This is a genomic window from Alkalimonas sp. NCh-2 (genome assembly GCF_039631345.1).
Classification (GTDB): Bacteria; Pseudomonadota; Gammaproteobacteria; order Enterobacterales; family Alteromonadaceae; genus Alkalimonas; species Alkalimonas mucilaginosa.
Window position 1 is genome coordinate 45604 of sequence record NZ_JBDIUV010000007.1, and the last position, 24289, is coordinate 69892.

19 protein-coding genes are annotated in these 24289 nt (G+C 52.8%); 11 read left to right on the forward strand and 8 right to left on the reverse strand.

From position 1 onward, the window contains the following. Window position 1: 1 nt before the first annotated feature. On the reverse strand, window positions 2–1171 hold the full coding sequence (locus ABC502_RS16035) for a DUF819 family protein (protein WP_345916622.1): 1170 nt from the start codon (window positions 1169–1171) through the stop codon (window positions 2–4). A 266-nt stretch (window positions 1172–1437) separates the two neighbouring features. On the opposite strand from ABC502_RS16035, the gene ABC502_RS16040 reads away from it, so the two are divergent. From ABC502_RS16040 to ABC502_RS16070, 7 genes are all read left to right on the forward strand, one after another. Continuing rightward, a complete protein-coding gene (locus ABC502_RS16040) occupies window positions 1438–3336 on the forward strand; it encodes a glycoside hydrolase family 3 N-terminal domain-containing protein (protein ID WP_345916623.1) in 1899 nt (632 codons plus the stop codon). Then, complete coding sequence (pbp4b, locus tag ABC502_RS16045; protein ID WP_345916624.1) at window positions 3336–4958, forward strand: penicillin binding protein PBP4B; 1623 nt, start codon at window positions 3336–3338, stop codon at window positions 4956–4958. The genes ABC502_RS16040 and pbp4b overlap by 1 nt, the downstream gene beginning before the upstream one ends. Before the next feature lie 27 nt (window positions 4959–4985). Then, window positions 4986–6578 (forward strand): sodium:solute symporter, encoded by a 1593-nt coding sequence (locus ABC502_RS16050; RefSeq protein WP_330087474.1) that lies wholly within the window; start codon window positions 4986–4988, stop codon window positions 6576–6578. Next, window positions 6575–7468, forward strand: coding sequence for a BadF/BadG/BcrA/BcrD ATPase family protein (locus ABC502_RS16055; RefSeq protein WP_330087475.1), 894 nt, complete (start codon window positions 6575–6577; stop codon window positions 7466–7468). The genes ABC502_RS16050 and ABC502_RS16055 overlap by 4 nt, the downstream gene beginning before the upstream one ends. Continuing rightward, window positions 7465–8433 carry an N-acetylmuramic acid 6-phosphate etherase gene (gene murQ / locus ABC502_RS16060; RefSeq protein ID WP_330087476.1) on the forward strand — a complete coding sequence of 323 codons (969 nt, stop codon included), beginning with the start codon at window positions 7465–7467 and terminating at the stop codon, window positions 8431–8433. The genes ABC502_RS16055 and murQ overlap by 4 nt, the downstream gene beginning before the upstream one ends. A 104-nt stretch (window positions 8434–8537) precedes the next feature. Continuing rightward, window positions 8538–9791 carry a diaminopimelate decarboxylase gene (lysA, locus tag ABC502_RS16065; RefSeq protein WP_330087477.1) on the forward strand — a complete coding sequence of 418 codons (1254 nt, stop codon included), beginning with the start codon at window positions 8538–8540 and terminating at the stop codon, window positions 9789–9791. A gap of 78 nt (window positions 9792–9869) precedes the next feature. Further along, window positions 9870–10706, forward strand: coding sequence for a MurR/RpiR family transcriptional regulator (locus ABC502_RS16070; protein ID WP_345916749.1), 837 nt, complete (start codon window positions 9870–9872; stop codon window positions 10704–10706). A gap of 88 nt (window positions 10707–10794) precedes the next feature. On the opposite strand, the gene ABC502_RS16075 is transcribed toward ABC502_RS16070, so the two are convergent. The 4 genes from ABC502_RS16075 to ABC502_RS16090 form a co-directional block, all read right to left on the reverse strand. Continuing rightward, on the reverse strand, window positions 10795–13872 hold the full coding sequence (locus tag ABC502_RS16075; protein ID WP_345916625.1) for an efflux RND transporter permease subunit: 3078 nt from the start codon (window positions 13870–13872) through the stop codon (window positions 10795–10797). Window positions 13873–13883: 11 nt separating this feature from the next. Then, window positions 13884–15002 (reverse strand): efflux RND transporter periplasmic adaptor subunit, encoded by a 1119-nt coding sequence (locus ABC502_RS16080; protein WP_345916626.1) that lies wholly within the window; start codon window positions 15000–15002, stop codon window positions 13884–13886. Window positions 15003–15074: 72 nt separating this feature from the next. Further along, window positions 15075–15788: a helix-turn-helix domain-containing protein gene (locus ABC502_RS16085; protein WP_330087480.1), complete on the reverse strand. Its 714-nt coding sequence runs from the start codon at window positions 15786–15788 to the stop codon at window positions 15075–15077. A 96-nt stretch (window positions 15789–15884) separates the two neighbouring features. Continuing rightward, window positions 15885–16814 (reverse strand): EamA family transporter, encoded by a 930-nt coding sequence (locus ABC502_RS16090; protein WP_330087481.1) that lies wholly within the window; start codon window positions 16812–16814, stop codon window positions 15885–15887. A 105-nt stretch (window positions 16815–16919) separates the two neighbouring features. Between ABC502_RS16090 and ABC502_RS16095 the strand changes: the two genes are divergently transcribed. Then, window positions 16920–18359, forward strand: a complete 1440-nt coding sequence (locus ABC502_RS16095) for a PLP-dependent aminotransferase family protein (protein WP_330087482.1) — start codon at window positions 16920–16922, stop codon at window positions 18357–18359. Here ABC502_RS16095 and ABC502_RS16100 read toward each other — a convergent pair. After that, window positions 18339–19502, reverse strand: a complete 1164-nt coding sequence (locus ABC502_RS16100) for a cellulose-binding family II protein (protein ID WP_345916627.1) — start codon at window positions 19500–19502, stop codon at window positions 18339–18341. The genes ABC502_RS16095 and ABC502_RS16100 overlap by 21 nt on opposite strands. 156 nt (window positions 19503–19658) lie before the next feature. On the opposite strand from ABC502_RS16100, the gene ABC502_RS16105 reads away from it, so the two are divergent. After that, window positions 19659–19982, forward strand: coding sequence for a hypothetical protein (locus ABC502_RS16105; RefSeq protein WP_330087484.1), 324 nt, complete (start codon window positions 19659–19661; stop codon window positions 19980–19982). 24 nt (window positions 19983–20006) lie between these two features. Here ABC502_RS16105 and ABC502_RS16110 read toward each other — a convergent pair whose 3' ends face one another. Continuing rightward, entirely contained in the window at window positions 20007–20459 is a 453-nt protein-coding gene (locus ABC502_RS16110) for a TerB family tellurite resistance protein (RefSeq protein WP_345916628.1), read from the reverse strand. A 100-nt stretch (window positions 20460–20559) separates the two neighbouring features. Here ABC502_RS16110 and ABC502_RS16115 point away from each other — a divergent pair, with 100 nt between their 5' ends. Next, window positions 20560–21381, forward strand: a complete 822-nt coding sequence (locus tag ABC502_RS16115) for a M90 family metallopeptidase (RefSeq protein ID WP_345916629.1) — start codon at window positions 20560–20562, stop codon at window positions 21379–21381. A gap of 57 nt (window positions 21382–21438) precedes the next feature. On the opposite strand, the gene ABC502_RS16120 is transcribed toward ABC502_RS16115, so the two are convergent. Continuing rightward, on the reverse strand, window positions 21439–22479 hold the full coding sequence (locus ABC502_RS16120; protein WP_345916630.1) for a prolyl oligopeptidase family serine peptidase: 1041 nt from the start codon (window positions 22477–22479) through the stop codon (window positions 21439–21441). Window positions 22480–22706: 227 nt separating this feature from the next. On the opposite strand from ABC502_RS16120, the gene ABC502_RS16125 reads away from it, so the two are divergent. Continuing rightward, entirely contained in the window at window positions 22707–24287 is a 1581-nt protein-coding gene (locus ABC502_RS16125) for a thymidine phosphorylase family protein (RefSeq protein ID WP_345916631.1), read from the forward strand. Window positions 24288–24289: the final 2 nt, after the last annotated feature.

Sequence of the window (24289 nt, forward strand, 5' to 3'; positions counted from 1 at the left end):
GTCAGGCTAGCCAGAACAGCATTTTACCTACCAGCAGACCACCTGCCGTGCCAACAACATAACCCAGCATCGCCATCAACACCCCAACGGGGATCAAGGCTTTGGAGTAGGCGGCTGCCAGTATAGGGGCTGAAGCGACCCCGCCGATGTTGGCCAGGGAGGCCACACCGCAGGTGAATAAATCAAGTCGGAATAGTTTGGCTACCAAAGCCATCAGCAGACCATGAATACACAGAATCATCAGGCCAGCGGTGACATAAATCGGCGCTTTGACTAAATCGGCGAAATCAGCTCTGGAAGCAATCAGCGCGATAATCACCAACAGCATAATCTGAGACAGCTCGACAGAGCCAGCCAGTCTGCCAAGCCTTGTCATCGCAGCCAGCACACCGGCCAGTGTGACCAGCAAAATGGTCCAGGTCATGCTGGTTAAGAAAGCGGTTGTTGGTAACAGGCTAGCCAGGTGCTGACTGACCGCCGATACCAAAAAACTCAGGCTGAGTAACACCAGTAAGTTCAGCTGGGTCACAGTCGTACCTGCTGCCTTTGCTTCGTGCTGTTGTGCCAGTCGCTCACCGGCTTTAGCCAGCAAGCTGCTGTCCGCATTGGTCCAGCGATTGAACAGGCCGGCAAAAGGCACCAACGCCAGCAGGATCATCACCCAGATAGCGTAATCAATGGAGTCCATCAGCAAGGTGTAGCCCATGCGGCTGTCTGGCACATCCAACGCCGACTGAATGGCCGCCATATTACCGGTGCCGCCCATCCAACTGCCCGATAAGGCGGCAAAGGTTTTCCAGCTATCGGGTTCCAGCCAGCGATGAAAGATAGCAAAAGTAATGACGAAGCCAAGCATAATCGTGATCACCGCAGTAAAAAAGGCCCCCAACATGCGGGGACCAAGGTGGGCAATCGCTCGTAAATCGCTTTTTAGCAACATCAGGAAAATCATGGCAGGCAGCAGGTTGTTTCGTACCACACTGTACGTTGCGCGAATACTGTCGCTTTGGCTCCAAAGCCCTAAACTGGAGGCCAGCATCACGCCAAAATACAACAGCACAATGCCGGGTAAAATAGCAAACAAGCGCCAACCACTGTGTTTCTCCAGTAAGCCGAGCCCGGCTGCCATCAGCAACAAGACAGTCAGGAATAAAAAACCATCTGTGATCATCGGGTATCCGCAACAAAGTAATTAAATATTCTACAATGAAATAAACATTAGCATAAATTATTCCTTTGTAAAATGCCTTCTTGCTGATCCTGTCAGTATTTTCTGACCAACCTGCTGTAAGGGGTTGCTAACCCTGGGCTTTATGTTGGAATAAATAATTCTATGTGGTCGTGGATTGGGAATAATTTAGTTGTCGATTGGGGATGGCTTTGCTAAGGTGTGTTGAAACTTTCAGCAAAAGGGTGGGCCAACTGGCCAGGTTCTGCATGAAAAAAAATGTACTGCATTTGAGCTGGATTGTTACTATAGCCTGTATTGGAATTTATCTGGGATGGACGGCTTTGCGCACTGAATTAACCCTGGAACAAAAAATTGCCCAGAAGCTGATGATCGATGTACGGTACTTTTGCCCGGAGCCCGGTGAGACACCATGTCGCTCGGCTGTGACCCATTTGCCGCACGAGCTGGCACAACTGATTACAGAGACTGGCCTGGGTGGCGTTATTTTGTTTGCGGAAAACCTGCAAACACCAGAGCAGATTATTGATTTGACACAGGATCTGCAAAAGGCTGCTTTGCAATCACCTGTTGGCCAGCCACTGTTTATTTCCGTTGACCAAGAGGGTGGCCGGGTTTTTCGGACACCACGCCATTTTAGCACTGGTTTTGCCGGCAATATGGCCATAGGCGCGACCTATGCACGCCATGGTGATTTTTATGCCAGCCAGGTTGGCCGCGTGCTGGGGCAGGAGCTGGCAGTACTGGGTATTAATACCAACCATGCGCCGGTGGTTGATGTGAACAGCAATCCCGACAATCCGGTGATCAATGTGCGCTCTTTTGGTGAGCAGCCGCAACAGGTGGCTGAGTTAGCGGTGGCGATGCTAAGCAGCATGCAACAGCAAGGTGTACTCGGTACGCTAAAGCATTTCCCAGGTCATGGTGATACGCATTTGGACAGCCATTTGGCATTGCCATTGGTGACCCATTCGCGTCGTCAGATTGAGCGTGTTGACTTGGCCCCATTTCAGTGGGCCATTGAGCACACTGAAGTGCCAATGATCATGACAGCACATATTCAGTACCCAGAGCTGGATAACAGCCAGATTGAAAGCAAAGATGGCAACCGGATGCTTCGGCCGGCGACGATGTCGCGGGCTATGCTGACCGATTTGTTAAGGCAGCAGATGGGGTATCAGGGGCTGATTATTACCGATGCGCTGGATATGGCTGCCATCAGCCATTACTTTTCACCAGAGCAGGCGGTGCTGGAAACCTTCGCCGCTGGTGCTGATATTGCGTTAATGCCTTACCCTATTCGCGAACCTGAGGATATCAAAGCCTTCAAACAATTGATCAGCCGGTTAGCAACTGCTGTTCGGCAAGGGCAGCTTAGTGCAGCAGAGCTGGAAGTTTCCTGGCAGCGAATAAGAAAGCTAAAAGCTGGCTGGCTCCATACCACCACTGTACAGGATGATCGAACAGCCCTGTATCGGCTGGCAAAGCAGCAATTGGGCCAGCCAGCCCACCAGGCGCTCGAGTTGGAGCTTGCCCGCCAGGCTGCCACCTTATTGCAGAACCAATCCGGGCTCTTGCCATTACCAACAAAGCGCATTGCCCATTTGCATCTGTTAGCAGCTACACCTTTGCAGGCGCGGATGCTGCAACAAGCACTGAGCCGGCAATGGCCGCAGGAGGAGTGGCAGCGGCTGCGCTGGACCCAGAGCACGTTCGATGACTGGCAGCCAGAGCAGGCACTGCAGCTTAGTCAGCAGGCGGATCTGGTGATCCATGCCGGCTGGCAGCGGCTGGCCAGTCTGGTGGATGCCGGAGGCATGGCGGACCTTGCCAGTCAACCGCGTCCGTCCATCAGTTATGAGGCTGCTATGCAGGCCAGTCAGCAGGTGCTGCAGGCTACCAGGCAGGCAGGGAGCTCTGTGGTATTGTTAGGTTTTGGTACCCCTTATGAGCTGATTCCCTTATTGCCGTTCAGTGATCTCAGTATAGCGGCTTACCATCATGGTATTGAGCAAAGCCAGGCTGAGGTACTTTATGGGCCGACCTATCAGGCGGTTGCTGAGGCTTTGCTCGGGCATACCGCCTTGCATGGTACTTTGCCGGTGCAACTGATGGTGCCTGAGCTGGCTGCACAGGAGGTTCCATAATGGCACGGCGGTATCCGCTTTTAATCACCACAGTGCTGGCTCTGTTTTTACCGCTTGGTGCAGGCATGACGTTTAGTAGCGACTGGCCAGTGTCGGTGCGTGAGCCGGCCCAGCTTAGCATCGAACTGCCGGAGCAACGTAGCCAGCGACGCTTGGTGAATGACCGGCGAATTTTTTACAGTTATCAAGGCCAGGGCGCGCTCTGGCTGGATTTACAACAAGCCAGTTCAGCCAGTATTCTTATCAATGGTCGTGAACTGGCCTTGCCACCACAGCTGTCAGAGCAGCCGATGATCTTGTCGCTGGCGGATTACACCCGGGATGGATTGAACCAACTGCGGCTGGCGGCTGTAGAGCCGGCCGATGCCAGTATTCGGCTGCGGTTCAACTTCCCTCTGTTGTTGGATGGAACGGCCGCAGACGCGGGGTTTTCGGCCCAGCGGTTGGCAGAGCTGGATGCCATGATAGAGCAGGAGGTTGCTGCCGGCTTTCCCGGTGCGGTGTTGTTGATTGCGAAGAACGGCCGGGTGATCAAAGAAACAGCCTATGGCTATGCCAAGCGGTACGATCGTCATGGTCAGCAGTTGGCACAGCCTGAGCCAATGCAAACCGATACCTTGTTCGATATAGCTTCCAACAGCAAGATGTATGCGACTGTGTATGCGGTAATGAAACTGGCTACGGAGGGGCGGCTGGATATCAATGCGCCGATAGCGCATTATCTGCCGGAGTATCAGGGCGATGGGCGTGAGCTGCGGTTGGTGCGGGATTTATTGGATCACAGTGCAGGCTATGGTCCGGAGTTGCATTTTTTCCGGCCAGATAATCGCTTGGGCGCTGACTTTTATTCGATAGAAGCGGAGCGTACCAAGCAATTGCTGATAGAGCAGGTACCTTTTCAGCGACCGCGTGGACAAAGTGCGGTGTACAGCGATACCGGCTTTATGTTGTTGGGGGCTCTGGTAGAGCGGGTGGCAGGTATGGCGCTGGATACGTATCTGGAGCAGCAGCTTTACCAGCCGCTGGGGCTTAGCAGTACCTTATTTAATCCATTGCAAAAAGGCATTGCAGCCAACCGTATTGCAGCGACGGAATTGGATGGCAACACCAGAGGTGGCTTGCACCAGCAATTTCCAGCGATGCGTCGGGGGGTGTTGCGTGGTGAAGTCCACGATGAAAAAGCTTTTTACTCGCTGGGAGGGGTGGCTGGCCATGCCGGTTTGTTCAGTACTGCCCGTGAGCTGGCGGTACTGATGATGCTGGCGCAACATGGTGGTTATGGCGATGTTGCGGTATTCAGCCAGCCGGTGATCCAGCAGTTTGTCCGGCCATCGGGCCAGGATCACCGCTTTGGCCTGGGCTGGCGCACGGCGGTTGGAAGCGATCTGGACTGGCATTTTGGTCCTTATGCCAGCCGTTATGCTTTTGGCCATACCGGTTGGACTGGCACGGCTACCTTGATTGATCCATACTACGATCTGCTGGTGGTGCTGTTAACCAATAAAAAGCATTCACCGATCCGGCAGGATAGCAGCGGTTATTACTTCAGTGGCGATCGTTTTGAAACCGGCATGTATGGCAGTGTGATGAGCAAGATTTACGAGGCCATGCTTGGTTTATAATGCACCACAAACAGCGCCGGAGGCGCCATGGAGATAAAACTGACGGCGCTGGATTGGCTGGTGTTTGCTGGTTACTTCCTGCTGCTGGCGGCAATGGGCTGGCTGTTAAGTCAAAGACGCGCCGGCAATGCCCGCGACTACTTTCTTGGCGGCAATCAGATGCCAATGTGGGCCGTGGCTATTTCGGTGATGGCCACCTCGCAGTCGGCAGCAACCTTCCTCGGTGGGCCTGATCAAGGATTTCGTGGGGATCTCACCTATCTGGCTACCAATCTTGGCGCTTTTATTGCTGCCTTTGTGGTAATGCTGTATTTGATCCCGCGCTACTATCAGGCCAGAGTCAGTACGGTATATGGCTTGCTGGCGCAACGCTTTGGTGATAGTGCCAAGCGTCAGGCCGGAACTATGTATCTGTTTGGTCGAGTCTTTGCCAGTGGGGCGCGCCTGTACATGGCTGCCATTGCGGTATCGATGGTGATTTTTCATAACATTGATGCCAGCAGCGTGGTGTTGTCGATCATCGTGCTGGCTTTTGGTGCCTTGGCGTATTCTGTAGCAGGAGGGATCCGCTCGGTTATTTACACCGATGCCTTCCAGTGTGCTGTTTATGTGCTGGCGGCCATAGCGGTGTTTATCTATCTGCTGTGGCTGATCCCGGCCGAGCCGGCAGCTATCCTGGCGGCGCTGAGGGAACCCCTGGATGGTTCCGGCTCGAAGTTGCAGTTACTGGATTTTTCACTTGATGTCAGTTCCGGTGGCGTTTTTACATTTTGGTCGGCCATGAGTGGTTTTGTGCTGCTGAATATTGCTGCTTTTGGGTTGGATCAGGATATGACCCAGCGGGTACTCAGCTGTAAAACGGCCAGGCAGGGTGCCAGCGCTATGCTGTTGTCGGTGGTATTGATTATTCCGGTGATGTTGCTCTTTATCGCCATTGGCATGTTGCTTTATGTATTCTATCTGCGGCCTGACTTGATGCAACAAGGTGGCGCAGAGCTTGCCGGCAGCTTTGCCGGTGAAACCGTGACGGTTTTTATGCATTTCGTACTCAATGAAATGCCTGCTGGTTTGCGGGGGCTGGTGACGGTTGGTGTGGTGGCGGCTGCACTTTCTACCATGACCTCCGGACTCAACTCCATGTCTTCGGTGCTGGTGGAGGATTTGTATCGCCCCTGGCAACAGCGTCGCAGAGCGGCCACATCTGAACGACACTTTGTCCGGGCCGGTCAGTTTGGCATGTTGCTGACTGCAACAGCACTATCGGCGATGGCGGTACTGTGTTTTTACTGGCAGCAATTTAGCGATATGCCATTGCTGGCTTTTGCCCTTAGCGTGATGGTGTTTTCCTACAGTGGTCTGCTGGGGGTTTACTTTACGGTTCTATGCACTAACCGCGGTAATGCCCGCAGTGTGGCTGCCGCGTTGCTTTGTGGTTTTCTGGTGCCTTTGTTTTTCCAGCCTTATGTACTGCAGTTCTTTGGCCCTGTTCTGGCCACATGGGATTTGGGCTTTACCTGGCAGCTTTGCTTGGGTACCTTATTTGCTTTTGTGGTCTGTTGTTTAGGCAAGCCTAAACAACAGCAACCATCTTCATTCGCAGTCACAGGAGAGACAGAGTGACGGACTATATACTTGGTATTGATGCCGGTGGCACCAAAACCCTTGGCCGGCTGGTGCATCTCGCCAGTAATCGCAGCTGGCAACTGAAAATGGGCTCGGCCTCCCTGACCAACGACTACAACAATGCTGCGGCGACGCTGTATCAGTTGATTAGCAATTTATTTGAGCTGGCGCATTGTCAGGGCCGTGAAGTGACTGTAGTGGCTGGTGTGCCTGGTGCAGGTAATTTGCAGCTGCGCAGATCATTGGAGCTGCATCTGGCTGAACTTTGTCCACAGCTTTGGATCACCACCGATGCGAAAACATCCGTCTGGGGCGCGAATCATGGTCAGCCGGTGGCAGTGGTGGCTTTAGGTACCGGTTCTGTTGGTATGCGGCTGGAGTCCAATGGTGTCGAGCGACAGTTTGGTGGTTGGGGCTTTAACATTGGCGATGAAGGCAGCGGAGCTATTTTAGGGAAGATGGCGGTGCGTCAGGTGTTGGATGAGTTTGATCGCAGCCGTGCTTTCAGCTCCCGGTTGGCGAAGGCTGTGACTGCGGTGATTGGCACCGATCCGGCCAATATTCTGGCCTGGTTGAAACATGCGGTTGTGAATGATTTTTCCCGACTGGCCCCTCTGGTATTGCCTCTGGCAGCGCAATGCCCACAAGCAGCCAGAGTGTTTGGACGCTACCTGGATGATGTGGTAGAGCTGATTGATTTGACGTGCCAGGAGGTGGATTTACCGATAGTGATACTTGGCGGCCTGGCTGCAGGGACTATCCCGCAGTTGCCAGAGCGCATCCAACAGAAAGTGATTCCGGCGGCAGGTACTTCGGTGGATGGTGCATTATTGCTGGCACAAAAGTGGCGCAGTGGTGAGCTGGAAAAGACGGAGCCACGAGTATGATGGGGGAAAAGAAGCCGCCGGTACTGGATAGTGGTCAAGAGCAACAACTGCTGCGTGAGCTGAGCAGCTTTTTATCCGAGAGTCGCAACCCGGATAGTATGGATTTGGACCAGTTGGATACTCTGGATGTTTTAAAACGCATTAACCAGGCTGATCAGCAAGTAGCACAGGTCCTGGCAGGGATCCTGGAGCAGGTAGCGCAGGCCGTCGATGCCATAGTGGCAGCTTTTGCTGCCGGCGGGCGTTTAATCTACATCGGTGCTGGCACCAGTGGCCGGCTGGGTATTCTGGATGCGGCGGAGTGCCCCCCTACTTTCAGCACACCGCCAGAGCAGGTGCAAGCATTAATCGCCGGTGGGTCAGCGGCCATTTTACAGGCGGTAGAGGGGGCCGAAGACGATGCGGACCAGGGGATCAACGATGTGCAAGCCATTCATTTATCGGCCAGTGATGTGTTGGTGGGTATTGCCGCCAGTGGCCGCACCCCTTATGTGGTGGCGGCCATGCAGTATGGGCGTCAGCTTGGTTGCACCACCATAGGTATTAGCTGCAACCCGGATACTGCGGTGTTGCAGGCCGCGGATATCCCCTTATGTGCCGCTGTCGGGCCGGAGGTACTGACAGGGTCTACCCGAATGAAATCCGGTACCGCACAAAAATTGCTGCTGAATATGCTATCCACTGCCAGCATGGTACGTAGCGGGAAAGTGTATCAGAACCTGATGGTGGATGTGCACGCCAGCAATCAGAAGCTGTGTGTTCGTGCTGCCCGTATTGTGGCCGAAGCCACTGGCTGCACGCATCAGCAGGCGAAACAGATGCTGACTGAATCCGATAACAGTGCCAAGTTGGCCATTTTACGGCTGTTGACTGGTCTTGGCAAAGAAGATGCCATTGCTTTGTTAGCCGCTAAAGCTGGTTTTCTGCGCCAGGCACTGGCCAGCTTCCAGTCCAGCGATCACTAGGCGCTAGTGCAAAAAAGTGCAAAGCGCCCAAGAATGGCTGGAATAATTTATTCTTAACGGCTATTATCGTGAATAAACAATTCTGTTTGTTCAGGAGTCCTTTTATGGCCATTGGCTATCAGCAGCAAGAGTTGCACATTGAGCAGTTGCCTGCTGCTGCTTTGCTGCAGCAATACGGTTCCCCTTGTTATGTCTATTCCAAAGCTCAATTACTGACGAATTTGCAGGCTTACCAGCAAGCAGCAACTGGATTGGATGCTTTGATTTGCTTTGCGGTGAAAGCCAACTCCAACCTGGCGGTATTGCAGTGTTTTGCCAAAGCCGGTGCAGGGGCTGATGTGGTCTCCATTGGCGAACTGCAACGGGCGTTGGCAGCTGGTTTTCCAGCCAATCGTGTAGTGTATTCCGGGGTAGGTAAAACCAGGGCCGATATGGCGCTGGCACTAAAAGCCGGTATCTTGCAGTTTAATGTCGAGTCCATTCCAGAGTTAAAACGATTAAGTGAGGTGGCAACCGCGCTTAGCCTGGAAGCCGCAATAGCGGTACGGGTCAATCCGGATGTGGATGCCGGTACCCATGAAAAAATTGCCACCGGCAAAGCGGAGAATAAATTTGGCATTAGTTGGCAGCAGGTAGAGCAGGTGTATGGGTTGGCTGCCAGTTTACCGGGTATTCGTATCCAGGGCGTTGATATGCATATCGGCTCACAAATTACCGATTTAGCACCGTACCAGGCTGCATTTGAGCGCATGCTGGAGCTGGTGGATCGTTTGCAGGCGCTCGGTCACCCCATCGATACCATTGATCTGGGTGGTGGCCTGGGCATTTTGTATCCGGATGCCAGCCAGGCAGTTTCGATTGACAATTACATGGCGCTGGTACGTCGGCACTTTGCCGATAAAGGTTGCCGACTGATTTTAGAGCCAGGCCGCTCGCTGGCCGCCAATGCTGGTGTGTTGCTCTGTCAGGTGGAGTATGTAAAACAGGGACCGGGCAAAACCTTTTTGATTTTAGATGCGGCCATGAATGATTTGCTGCGTCCTGCCATGTATGGGGCTGTGCATGACATCTGGCCGGTACAGCAACAGCCGGACCGAGCCAGCTTGCGCTATGATGTCGTTGGCCCGGTGTGTGAAACCGGCGATACCTTCAGTATGGGGCAGTCTTTGCCTGAACTAAAGCCAGGGGAGGCTGTGGCAATAGGCCAGGCCGGTGCCTACGGTGCCGTCATGGCATCCTGTTACAACACCAGAGCTTTGGTTCCGGAGGTATTGGTATCCGGTATACAATCGGCCCTGATCCGACGTCGTATCGAGGTTGCAGAGCAACTGAGCTGGGATCAGATGCCAGATTTTTAACATTGTTTACCAGGGCCGGCTGTTCAGGTTATAGTAGTGCCGCTGGCCTTGGCTTAACACGAGTACAAAAACAATATGGTGTGTCTATTGAAAATCAGAGGTTTGCAAGACCAGATGTCGGCCATTGAACGCAAGCTTGCGGACTTTATTCTGGATAACTCGCATTTACTTCGGGATTACTCATCGCAGCAATTGGCGGATGCCGTGGGAGTGAGTCAGTCCAGTGTGGTGAAATTTTGTCAGAAAGTCGGTTACAAAGGTTACCCTGATTTCAAACTGGCAGTCAGCGAAGCGCTGGTAGCTCAGTCGAACCTGAACCGGGATGACAACAGCGATATTAAGAAAATGCCGCTGGCAGAAGTTGAGCAGTTTCAATTGCAGTTGCAGGCCAGCTATCGCACCTTAACTGAAATCAACGAACAAAAAAACCTGGATAGGGCCAGCCAACTGCTGGATGCGGCCGATAAAATTTTATTGGTTGGTTTTGGAGGCTCTGGTCTGGTGGCGGCTGATTTCGCCTTTCGTTTGCGGCAATTGGGCAAAACAGTGTGTTATCACCCCGATCCTGCGGTGCAACTGCAATACAGTGCCCAGCTCTCTGAGCAGAGTGTGTTGTTTGCTATTTCGCACAGTGGTGAAAATCAGGATGTGCTGCGGCTGGCCCGAGAGCTCAAGTCACAAAAAGTCCAACTGATATCACTGACGGCTTTTAAAACCAACCCGCTTAGTTTATTGGTACAAACACCTTTGTATGTGCTGGCCGGTGACAGCAGCCCCCGGCTGGATCCGCTGCTGGAGCAATTAAGTGCGCAGCATGTATGCCATTTATTGTATTTGCAGCTGAGCAAAATTAACGCCAATGCCAAGATGCTGGAGCACAGCCAGCGGCTGTTGCAACAGCTGGCACGCCATTAAGCCTTTCTTCTTTTTCAGCTAAAAAAAAGCCAGCGACAGAGTCGCTGGCGTGGGCATGGACCAGGCAAAACCCCGGCCCGAAGGAAGCTTAATCTGCTATCACCTCTTCGTTGTTGTCGGGATCTGTGCGCAGATCCCGGGCAAGCAGCAAATACATTGCAGGTACCACGAACAGAGTAAAAGCGGTGCCTATGGTCATGCCACTGGCAATTACCAGGCCCATGGCATAGCGGGAAGCCGCACCAGCACCGCTGGCCATTAGCAGCGGGATCATCGCCAGCACCGTCGCTGCTGTTGTCATCAGAATTGGCCTTAAGCGCACTGAGGTAGCTTCTTCAATGGCTTGTCGCTTGCTGCGGCCTTCTTGTTGCAATTGATTGGCAAACTCCACTATCAGAATACCGTGCTTGGCTATTAAGCCGACCAGGGTCAGTAAGCCAACCTGGGTATAGATATTCAGGCTGGTAAAACCAAGGCTGATAAAGATCAGAGCGCCACACACACTCATGGGAACTGTGACCAGAATAATCACCGCATTCTTGAACGATTCGAACTGAGCCGCCAGCACCAGGAAAATCACAATCAAAGCAAAGAAGAAGGTAATCACCAGTTGCTGGCCTTCAGCCTTGTACTGACGGGACTGACCAGCATAATCGACACTGTAACCGGCAGGCAGTACTTCTGCTGCGATTTGTTCCAGCACGGCTAAGGCTTCACCCAGTGGTACGCCGGGACGGGGCAGGCCGGAAATTTTCACGGCATTCAGCTGCTGAAATCCCTTCAATGCTTGTGGCTGCACACTTTCTTCCAGTGTGATCAAGGTGGATAAAGGCACCAGTTCACCATCCCGATTGCGGGTATAGTAGTTCTTCAGCTGTTCCGGGTTTAAGCGTTCAACCCGCTCAACCTGTGGGATCACGCGGTATGAACGGTTATCCAGCGCAAAGCGACCAGCATCGGCCCCAGCCAGCAAGCTGCCCAGATCTGCAGCTATTTGTTGCATGCTGACACCCATTAACGCTGCTTTATCCCGATCGACATGCACCGTCTGACGGGGCCGGTCTATTTTCAAGTCGTTGTCGACAAAGATAAAGCGGCCACTGGCCATGGCCCGTCCCATCACTTGCTGCGCAACTTCCTGCAGGGCTTCAAACGGCTGAGTGGAGCCAATCACAAACTCGACTGGCAAGCCGCCTCCTGGTGAGGGTAGTGATGGTGGCACCAGCGCAAAGCTGTTCAGGCCAGGCAGGCTGTCCAAAAAGGGCTGGATCTGTGTTTCCAGCACTTGCTGCGTGCTGCGGGTACGCTGATCCCAGGGGGACAGTACCATACCGGCAATAGCGGTATTGGTTCCACCCATGCCATTGATAATAAATACATTATCCAGTTCCGGGATATCATCCAGCAGCCGGTTCAGCTCTTTGGTATTGCGTTCCAGATAGTCCAGCGTGGCGTAACTGTCAGCACTCAGGATGGAGAACACAAAGCCCTGATCTTCAGCAGGCTCCAGCTCGGATGGGCTGGTAATAAACAGGAAGTAACAGGAGACCAGTACGATGGCACCAAAAGTGAGCAGCACAGGCAGGTAATTCAGCGCACCATGCAGCTGCTTTTGATAACCATTGCGCAGGCTGGCAAAGCGTCGATCCAACCAGGCTTCGAGGCGCGGTTTATCAGCTTCGGTTTTGTGCGCTTTTAAGATATAGGCACACATCACCGGTGACAGGGTCAAGGCTACTACACCGGATAGAATTACCGTAGCGGCCAGGGTAAAGGCAAACTCGACAAAGAGAACGCCGGTCAGGCCACCAACAAAGCCAATGGGGATGAAAACCGCCACCAGAGTGGTAGACATGGCAATGATCGGCCAGGCCAGTTGGCGGGCACCCAGGATCGCTGCTTCAGTGCGTGATTTGCCCTCTTCCATAAAGCGGTGGATGTTTTCCAGCATAATGATGGCATCATCTACCACGATACCAATGGCCAGTACCATCGCCAGCAAAGTGAGGAGGTTGATGGAAAAGCCCAGCAGCCACATCAAAAAGAAAGTACCTACCAGCGAAACAGGTATAGCAACTGCTGGAATAATCACACTGCGCATCGAGCCAAGGAACGCGTAAATCACCAGGACAACGATCAGCAGTGCCAGCACAATGGACACAACCACTTCGTTGATAGCGTTTTCAATGTACTCGGTAGAATCGTATGGAATATCGGCGCTTAAACCTTCCGGCAATTGCGGCAGTATTTCGCTGTCCCAAATGCGGCGTACATCGGCAATTACATCCAGCGCATTGGCATCCGGCGCAATCTCAATGCCCATAAAAGTAGCCGCCAGCCCATTGAAGCTGACGGAGCTTTCGTAGCTTTCGGCACCCAGCTCTACTTCAGCGATATCCATTAGCCGGATCAAGGCATCGTCATCGGTACGGATCACCAGTTGTTCAAATTCTTCGACGCTGCGTAGATCGGTGGCGGCATTTAAGTCGACAGCCACCATCTGGCCTTTGGTGCGGCCCAGTGCTGCCAGTACGTTGTTGCTTCGCAGCGCCTGATTGACATCACTGCCGGTGACACCCAGAGCGGCCATCCGGTTTGGATCCAGCCAGATGCGCATAGCAAAGGTGCGGGCACCCAGAATTTCAGCCCGTTGTACACCGGGGATAGTGGCGAGTTGAGGCTCGACCACCCGTACCAGATAGTCGGTGATCTGGTTGTTGCCCAGCACTTCGCTGTAAAACGACAAGTACATAGCGGCCACGTCCTGGCCAACTTTCAAATTGACTACCGGATCACGGGCATTTTCCGGCAACTCCGAACGCACCTTGTTCACCTGAGCGGCGATTTGGGTCAGGGCTTCGTTGGGATCGTAATCCAGCCGCAGGTAAGCCTCAATGGAGCTCATGCCTGCTACAGAGGTTGATACAATGTAGTCAATCCCTTCGGCTGCCGCAATTTCCCGCTCCAGTGGGCTGGTGATAAAACCCTGGATCAGATCGGCATCGGCACCGATGTAGGTCGTGGATACTGTGACCACGGCATTTTTAATTTCCGGGAATTGCCGCACATTCATATCGAATATGGAGCGCATCCCCAGCAGAATAATAAACAGGCTCACCACCGAAGCCAGTACAGGCTTGCGGATAAAGACGTCGGTAAAACGCATCTTTGGGTTCCTTATTGGTTGGCCGGTTGTGGGTTCAGTTCGGCACTGGGTTGAGCGTTGCCATTTTCACTGACCTGAACGGCGGCTCCGTTACGCAGTTTCAACAAGCCAGACGTTGCTACCCGATCCCCTTGTGCTAAACCATCCGTAACATTAATCAGATCACCCCGGCTTTCACCGGTCTGAACAAAGCGTTGGAAGGCTTTCAACTGACCATCCTCTTCGCGCAAGACGAAGACTGAGTTGCCGTAGGTGTTAAACTGGATGGCCGTTTGCGGTACCAGCAAAACATCGCGTGCTTCGCCGGTTAATACTTCTACCCGGCCAAACATACCTGGTCGCAATTTTTGCTCCGGATTTTGCAAAGTAGCTTGTACTTCCACGCTACGGCTGGAAGCACGAACGGCTGGTGCAATGGCTGTAATCACACCATCGAAGCTTTGCTCTTGATGGGCATCCACCCGGACCCGCAACTGTTGGCCTTCATGGATCTCTGCCAGGCGTTGTTCAGGCAGGGTAAAGTTCAGGTAAATGGGGTCCAGGGATTCAATCGAGACCACGGCAGAGCCCGGTGAGACCAATTGGCCTAAATTCACCCGCCGAATGCCAGTGATACCACTAAAGGGGGCCCGGATTTCTTTCTGGGCAATACGCGCTTGCTGGATACGCACTGCCGCTGTAGCCTGCTCTGCTTCGCTTTCACGACGACGTAAATCCAGCTCCGAGACACTGCGCTCCTGGAACAGGCGTTGATTACGGTTTAACTCGATTTGCGCCAGCTTCTCAGCCGCTTTTAAGCGGGCAAGTTCAGGCTGATCGATGCTGTCATCCAGTTTTACCAGGAGCTGTCCTTGCTCGACAGCGGTACCGCTTTCAAACAATATTTCCCGAACGATGCCACTGGTCTCTGCGGTTAACTCGGTACCTTGCATGGCAACAAAGCTCCCTACTGCGGTAATAGAGGCTTCCCACCGATCAGCGTTGGCACTGGCGGCGGTAATATTTGCTACAGGCATGGGCATATTATCGAAAAACTCATTCATAAAATGATTGCCGATAGCTTTGTAGCCAAAAATGCCGCCAAACACGATGATGGCGGCGAGTAACATCAGACTCATGCGCTTAAACATGATTGCTCCTTGATAGACTGCTGTGCAGTCTGCTGTTTAGATGAAAGCCGTTGCTAAGGTTGTCTGCTGCCCTTAGTTAATCTGTAAATGTCGTTCTATGTGTTGTACCAGCCTGGTCAACTCCGCGGGCTGGGTTAAATCCAGCAGTGGTTGCCAACCCATGCCATTCAACAGTCGGTGCATATTGCGGTACATGGTCGTAGGGCCGAGTGGAATGGAAAAAGCCTCCAGCAGGCCTTGTGTATGCTCCAGGCTATGACTGCCCTGGCACAAAGCCCAGGTTGCGTAGCCCAACTCCATGGTGCTGGCACCTTGCGGATCCAAATCCCCGTCATCAATGGCCTGTTGCACTATGCTGCTGACAATATGACAAATGGGCTGACCACACTGCAAAAACTGTTGCCGCCGTGCTTCGGAGGCATTCTCCCAGACGGCTTCGGTCATCACATATTGTGTCAGTTTGACGTAGTTGGCCTGACGCTGGTTGAAATCCTGCTCGGCCACACAAATGGCGAAAATTCGCTGGCGTGACGGAGCCTGCCATTGCTGAATTCGTTCAAACATTTCCAGGTGCAGGGCTGAGTGACGAACCAATAATGCCATCAGCAGATCCTCTTTCGAGGTAAAGTGCTGATACAAGGTACCGGTCGCGTAGTCGCAGGCTTTCGCCAGCCTCGCCATCTGCAGCTGAATAAAGCCTTCTTCTGCAATTAATTGTTCGGCAGCATCCAGAAACAGTTGTTCCCGCTCTTCCCGTTCCCGTTGCTTGCGTTCCGATGTACCCATAACCACCTCAGTTGATAAGGTGGCATATTTTGAATCAGATTCAAAAAACGATCAAGCGTTCATTTTATGAACCTTTGTAACAAAACATGTGCAAGGCTAAGTCGCGGCAGGCAGGCGCTTCGCTGGTTTGATGCGCAGCCAGAGCTGTTTCAGTTTGTCAAAAGGAGTGAGTACCAGCGCATTGCCGATCAATACCAGGCAGAAGCCGGTCACAGTGCTTAGTTGCCATTGAAAACCTTCAAACAAGGAGCTAAAAACTACCGCCACTAAAGGAAACAGTACGATAACGTAGCTGGCTTTCTCCGGCCCCATCCGTTTTAGCAGCGCAAAATAGCTGCCAAACGCAATCACAGAGCCAAACACTGATAAATAAAGCAGTGACCACAGATAAGCCGGTTGGCTGCTGATGGTAAAGGTTTTGCCATTCAGCAGGGCCAGGGCTGCCAGTGCCAGGCTGCCATACAGCATGCCCCAGGCATTCATGGGCAAGATCGCAAGGCCGCGTCGGGAGTTACGCACACTGAGCATATTGCCAAAAGAAGCGCTTAAAGTACCGGACAGTACCAGCAGCAATCCCAACAAGCTGGTATTGGCCAGTGACAACTCGGTGAGATCCGGTGCAAACAACACCGCAATGCCAGCAATACCAAGCAGAGCCCCTGCATAAATGCGTTTGGCAATAGCTTGGCCAAAAAACAACCGGGTATTGACGATGTTCATCAGCAACATGGTGGAAAAGGCAATGGCTGCCATGGCTGATGTCAGGTACAGCTGAGCCTGATACAGCAGGAAGTAATTCAGGGCGAAGTTCAGCACAGCCATCAGAGCAACACTCAGGTGCATCGGTATAGGCATTTGCATTGGTAATTTACGCCACAGACACCAGAGCCAGAGCAGCAGCGCAGCCAGGCCAAAGCGATACACCAGGGATACTTCAACTGCTACATCGCCCAATTGAAACTCGATAGCAAACCATGTGGATCCCCAGATCAGTACGGTCAGCAAGTACAGCATGGCGGTTTGCATAAGTATCTCCAAAGCGGGCTAAGCAGGCCTGTGTATGGTAGCGAATTTCTGTATACTCACCATGCACAGAAAATAAAAAATACGACCTGTACAGTTGAGGTGATGATGAACCCTGCGATTCAACGCGACCAAACCGAATTCTTGTACCAGCAGGTGGTGCGGTTGGTGCGGCAGCTGCAACAGCAGCAATTGCTGCGGGTTGGTGACCGTCTGCCCTCCTTGCGTCAGCTCAGTCAGCAATTAGGAATCAGTATTCCCACGGTACGGCAGGGCTACGAAGAGCTGGAGCGGCTTGGCATCATCGAGGCCAGAGATCGTTCAGGCTATTACCTGAAGGCGGAGAACCGGCCACAATGCCGGCCAGTGCGACTGCCACTTAGTACTGAGCCAGTACCGGTCCGTCAGCAAAGCTTGCTGGAGCAGTTTTATCAGGCGGTGCATCAGCCTGGGATTTTGCCGCTTGGCATTGCCCAGCCCAGCATGGCGCAGCCTTCCGAAAAAGCTTTGCTGCGTACCATGCGCAGAGTGACCACCCTGGCTGGTCAGCAGGTTATGCATTACGGGCCTATTGATGGCTTTGCGCCGCTCAAGCGTCAACTGGCCTTTCGTTATCTGGATGTTGGTTTATCCTTACAACCGGATGAGTTGATCATTACCAATGGCGGGCAGGAAGCGCTGGCGATTGCTTTGCAGGCCGTGGCCAAAGCAGGTGATGTGATCGCGGTAGAGTCACCTACCTACTTCGGGGTGCTGGAACTGATTGAAACCCTTGGGATGATGGCGGTGGAGATCCCGGTGTGTCCGGACGATGGCATCTGGCTGGCCGATTTGCAGCATGCGTTGCAGCATCAGCCCATTCGAGCCTGCGTCTTTTCTTCGTCCATCAGTAATCCGATGGGCTCTTTTATGCCGGATGCACAACGTGAAGCATTGGTGCAGCTGCTGGAGCAGCGCGGTATTCCGTTGATTGAAGACGATGTCTATGGTGAGCTTTACTTTGGCGCAGCCCGTGGCCGGCCAGCGCAGTGTTTTAGCCACCAGGGACTGGTACTGACCTGCAGCTCTTTTTCCAAGACCGTTGCGCCCAGTTATCGGGTCGGTTGGCTGCTGCCCGGACGATTTGGTTCGGAAGTTTGGCGTTTAAAGCGAGCTTTGTCTTTTGCCTCTTCTTTGTTAAATCAGTGGACTATGTCGGAGTTTATTGCCAGTGGCGATTACGATCGCAATCTGAAAAAACTGCGGCAAGTGCTTGCATTGAATAAAGAGCGGATGATGGCGCTGGTGCAGCAGTATTTCCCGGCGGGAACTAAAGTCAGCAATCCGCAGGGTGGTGCTGTGCTCTGGATAGAGCTCAACGAGCAGGCCGATTGCAGCGACTTGTTTCAGCAAGCCCTGCGGCAGGGCATCAGCATAGCGCCAGGCACCTTATTTTCGCCTTCGCAAAAGTTTCGCAATTGCTTTCGGCTTAGCTTTGGTGTGCGTTGGCAGCCAGAGTTGGAGCTGGCTATTCAGCGATTAGGTCAGTTAGCCATTCGGGCGTCGTAATGCTTGTTCCACATCGATACCTAATGTCAGCACGCCGATATGCTGGTTGTTGCTATCGCTGACCGCGATACTCAACTGTACCTGGAAACGTTGGGTCGAGGCATCAAAGACTACGGCATCCAGAAAGTAAGGCGTGGCTTGTTGGTATACATTGAGAAACTTCGCTTCATTGCCTTGCCAGTAGTCCGAGGTAATAGCACTGATAGCAACATTCTTGCCCTGCTGATCGGTCAGGATAAGCTCGGTCACCAGACCTTGTTGCTGCTGTTGCCAATGCAGCAAGTACTGCGATAATGGCTGTTGCAGCATCTGCTGGCCTAACTGAGGCTGCATTTGCTCCACTTCGTCCATCCATTGTTGATCCAATTGCATAAGTTGACTCTGTGCCATCGGCTGCTGATTGCTGGCCTGTACGGCATCAAGCAGATGTTGTTGGCTGGCCAGAGCTGTGGCCAATGGCAGGAAAACATGCAGGATCTGCTCTTGTTCTATCGGGGAAAGGGTGAAGGGGCTTTGGGCACAGCTGTGGATATGGTGATTGAATTGCTGCAAAAAATCAGGCCGGGCTTGCAGATACTGGTGAGATACAAAGAGCCCCAGCGGTACATAGCGAAAAAAGGTGCGCTGGTAGTTGCTGCTGTCCAGCGCCAATTGTTCTGCGGCGAATTCAAAATCCTCCAGGTCCAGCAATACTTTATCAATTCGTTGGCGCCGCAGGATTTGTATCAGCTCTGACAGGGTATTGACCTCAACCTCTGGCCGAATTCCCATGACATCGAACCAATTGGCTTGATGACTGCCGCGAATGACCCCATATCGGGTAGTAGCACTGCTTTTACCAATGCTATCCGGATGCGTGAACCAATACCAGTTTTCCAGAAACATTGGTGCGGATAGCTCGCCATAGTGCTGCATTTCAGCCAACAGGATAGCCGTGAAATAGCCATCCAGCCGCTGCATCTGGACTTCCCGTTGCGCCCGTAGCCAGGGCAATGTTTGCAACTGGTAAGGAGTGCGCATCTGTTGCAAAATACAATGGACCTGGCGGGTGGCATTGGTTGGGGATGTCACAGGCACATTGGTGCCAAGCTGCAGAGGCTGGTTGACACTGAGGAGTAAGCTGAAAAACGGAAGTGTAAACATTTACCGTTTATCTGTAATTAAATCGTAGGGCAAGTATAGCAGGAATGAGTTATCTTGCTGTTGTTCAGTTTCTGCTCAGTCTGAGCTGATTAGTATGCAATGAAAGTGACGCCAGCGGGACTGTTTACCGCAATGGGCGGACACTAAGGAATAGGTATGATCATGTTTTCATTTCAGCGGCAAAACAACCAGTGGCAACGGCTCTGGCGGCAACAGCAAGCAGCAGGCCCATTGCAGCGTATTTTGGCCTGGCTGGTAATGGGGGTTTTACTGGTCGCTGGCTTTTTCCTGATCCTGTTGATGCTGTTACTCAGTTGGCTGCTTATCCCACTGTTTTACTGGCGTTATCGCCGTAAGCTGCGGGCTTTTCAGCAGGCAGCTAGCCAGGCACAACAACAGTACCAGCAACATAGCGAGCAGCCACGCCGATCTGGCCACCGGGTGATTGAAGGTGAAGTGGTTGATAGAAAAGAAGAATAGAAAACGGCATGCAAGCCGTTTTCGTTACCGTTGCGCCGCCAGTTTGCATTGAATGAAATCGCTGTGGCGAATAAAGAGCAAGTCGGCAATTTTACGCAGCATGGCTTCTTCATGTGGGTCCAATTGGCCATCATGGTAGGCAATACGCCAGAGCTGCTCCAGTAACTCCAACCGCTCTGGGTAGCTCAGATCTTTCATTTTGGAAGTAAAGCGGTGCAGGCAAACCGAGTCACTGCTGAGCTGCTTGGCCCGGCTGAACACCACTTCGGCATCTGAAGCAGCTAATTGATACTCATCAGTCAGGTAATTGAGCACCACATCGTGTTCGGCGCTGGCATCCTGAAAGTCAGCTGCAGCCACTTCCAGCATCAGCACTACCGACATCAACTGCGCTTCGCTGACCAGCTTTAGTGCCGGGCAATCGGCGACCGGCTCTGTACCACTACGCTCCAGTAATTGCTTAAATAATTGAAACATACCTGCTCCTGTCTCCAGCTTTTGCCGTGATTGGCCGCTTGATTTTTTTACTCTGCTACCCAATTGTACAGATCAGTTCACTTTTATCTGAGTGCTTTTTATGCCAATGGTTCTGCTGGCGCTAATTACCTTGTTGCTACTAGGCTGGCTGCTGGGGCAACCTTACTGGCGGCGCTGGCAGCGCCAGCGGTTATTGAAACAGCCTTTTCCACACAGCTGGCGGCAGATTTTAAAACGCCGGCTGCCTTATTTTCGGGCCTTGCCGGCCGACTTGCAACTGAAGCTAAAAAAGCTGATCCAGTTGTTTATAGCAGAAAAAGACTTTGTTGGTTGTGCTGGCCTGGTGATGGATGATGAGATCCGGGTGACCATTGCCGCACAGGCTTGTTTGCTGCTGTTGGGCCGGCCGAATGATTTGTATCCTGGTTTGCGACAGATTCTGGTGTATCCGGCGGCCTTTGTGGTGCCAAACAGGCAGCCGGATGCTGCCGGTGTGGTGCACCATGGGGCCGGGGTATTGCTGGGCGAGTCCTGGGGCCAGGGCCAGGTGATTTTATCCTGGCAGGATTCGCTACAAGGCGCAGCCGATCCCTTTGATGGCCATAATGTGGTGATCCACGAGTTTGCCCATCAGCTCGATCAGCAAAAGGGCTATGCCAATGGTGCTCCCGATTTGGGTGCCGGTCTGGATGTAAAGCGTTGGTCTGAGGTATTTCAGCGCGCTTTTGATCGCTTGCAACAGCAGTTAAGCCGTGGGCAGCCTGGTGTATTCGATCCCTATGCGGCTACCAATCCGGCTGAGTTTTTTGCTGTTGCAAGTGAGGTGTTTTTCGAGCAACCCCACAGCATGCAACAACAAGAGCCGGAGCTCTATCAGCAGTTACAGCAGTTTTACCGGCTTAACCCAGTGTTGTGGCTATGAGGGCTGGCACACAACTGTGTGCCCATCCAACTGGTCGTGCTGCAATGGCCAATTGAGTTAAAGATGCTGTTTTAACCAGGCTACTGTTTCAGCATTGGCTTCTGCAGTGTTGGGGGCGAAGTTGTGATCGGCACCCGGGTATATCACCAGTTTGTGAGGCTGGCCATGTTCTGCCAGAGCCTTGGCCAGAGCTTGTGATTGAGCCACTTCTACCCGTCTATCATTATCGCCATGCAGCAATAGTATTGGGAGTTGTGGTGGTAGTTTATCAAGCCAGTGCAAGACAGAGCGGGCTGTTAACTGCGCGCTTTTTTCAGTCGCATAGTTCGGAATAAATCTGGTATAGATGTTCTCCATCTCTGGGCGAACGGCCAGGCTAGCTTCTAAATCAGCAACACCGGCCAGGACAATTAATGCTTTTATCTGTGGCATATCGCGCACCGCCAGATAACTCATCATACCGCCCCGGCTGTACCCAACCATGGCTATACGCTCGTTGTCGGCTTCTGGCATACCATGAATAATTGGCAGCAGGTTTTTAATGTCGTTCACATCATACCCGCCAAACTGATCCAACTGCATATGCGCGGTAACCGAGGTGGGAAAGGTGGTTGCACCGCGGTACTGGCTGGCAATTACAATATAACCCTGCTCTGCCAACGGCATTAAGCTGTGCTGAATGCTACCATAGACCAGAGTCCCCCCTTTGGCATTACCGCCGCGGTTGTAAATCACTACGGGCAACTGATTGGTATCAGCGGTTGTTTTTTTGGGGCGAACCATCACAGCCTCCACCAAGATGCCATCGGACTCATAGGCGAAGATACGGCAATCCAAGGCCTGCTGACGCCGCTCCACATCGGCTCTTGGCAAAAACTGTGCAAAGCGTTCGGCATTAAACTGAGGATTTCTCCCCAGCATGGCCAGCCAGCTGTCATAACTGGCAAAGGGGCCGTGATAACAGCTAAAGTTTTCTTTTAGCGATGGTGATGTGGAAAAAGCCGGTAATAACTCCGGGGAGGAAGCAGCATAGGTTGGTTCAGCCCAGCTGCTCGCTGCGAGCAATAAACCACTGAGTAGAATATTAAAAGTTTTCATAGTGACTCCAGGCAAAATTGAGATACACCATAAATTGACTGTCCTGTATTGGCAAGCTGCATGGCGCAGATCGTTGCTTGATCCCAACTACTGTACGGGCAAAAGTGTTATGTTTTAGCAGGCTGTAGTCTGGATCTACATCAAAGAGTTGACGGATTCATGATGGCAAAGCTTGGAACTGTTAGTACAGAGCGTTACAGTAGAGCAAAGCTACTTTGGATGCAGCTATGAAACCAATAACAAAGCAAGCAGCGGCGAAATCCTTCAGCTCCAAGACCTTAGCCTTAAAGCGGGTAGGGATTGATACCTACTATGAAAACGTGGCCTATCTGCATCGGGATTGCGAAATTTACCGTGCCGAAGGATTCCAGGCATTAGCAAAAGTAGAAGTGGCAGCCAATGGCAAGCGTATTCTGGCCAGTTTGAACGTGGTGGACGATGCTGGCATCGTGGATGGACAGCAACTGGGATTATCGGAAGAAGCTTTTGCCATGCTGGGTGCACCGGATGGCGATGCCGTTCGGGTTGCACCGGCCGAGCCACCACACTCCATTCCGGCTTTGCATCGTAAAATTGCCGGCGAACGGTTAATCCGGGAGGATTTTACCAGCATCGTGCAAGACATCGCAGCTCACCGCTATTCCAAAATTGAACTGACAGCTTTTGTGGTGGCCTGCAATCAGGGCGAGCTGGACCGGGAAGAGGTGTTCTTTTTAAGCGATGCCATGAGTAAAGTAGGCCGCAGACTGGATTGGCAGGAGCATCCGGTGGTGGATAAACACTGTATTGGCGGCATCCCTGGCAACCGCACTTCCATGTTGTTGGTGCCGATTGTGGCCGCCCATGGCATGCTGTGTCCCAAGACATCATCCCGCGCCATTACCTCGCCAGCAGGTACGGCCGATACCATGGAGCTGTTAGCTGCGGTGGAAATGCCCTTTGAGCAACTGACCGAGATTGTGCACCGGCACCGCGGCTGCCTGGCCTGGGGCGGTACCAGCGATTTATCGCCGGCCGATGATGTGCTGATTTCGGTGGAGCGGCCCTTGTCGATTGATTCGCCCGGCCAGATGGTGGCCTCTATTTTATCGAAAAAAGTAGCTGCAGGCTCCAGTCACTTGCTGCTGGATATTCCGATTGGCCCAACGGCTAAGGTGCGTAGCATGCCGGAAGCCCAGCGACTGCGTAAACTCTTTGAGTTCGTGGCCAAGCGTATGGGCCTGACCATCGATGTGGTGATTACCGATGGTCGTCAGCCGATTGGCAATGGCATAGGCCCGGCCCTGGAAGCGCGCGATGTGATGCGGGTGCTGCAAAATCACCCCAAAGCGCCCAATGATTTGCGACAAAAATCCTTACGCCTTGCTGGCCGCATGCTGGAGTTTGACCCCGATGTGCGTGGTGGTGATGGTTTTGGCATTGCCCGCGATATTCTGGACTCGGGCCGGGCGCTGGAAAAGATGCAGGCGATTATTGCGGCTCAGGGGCAGCGTGATTTTGATCCGGATAAGCCGCCTCTGTCGCCGTTGTCGTTTGAAATAGCTGCAGCAGAGTCCGGTACTGTGGTAGCGATAGATAACATTCAGCTGGCTCGTATTGCCCGCTCGGCCGGAGCGCCGCGCGCTAAGGGTTCCGGGGTTGATCTCTTGGTCAAGCTGGGTGAGTCGGTTGTTGCCGGCCAGCCGCTTTATCGCGTGTATGCCGCTTACCCAACCGAGCTGACCTTTGCCCGCCAGGCCTGTGAACGCAGCTCTGGCTACCGGATTGGTGATGCCAGTCAGCTACTGTCCCTGCATGTGGAGTATTGAAT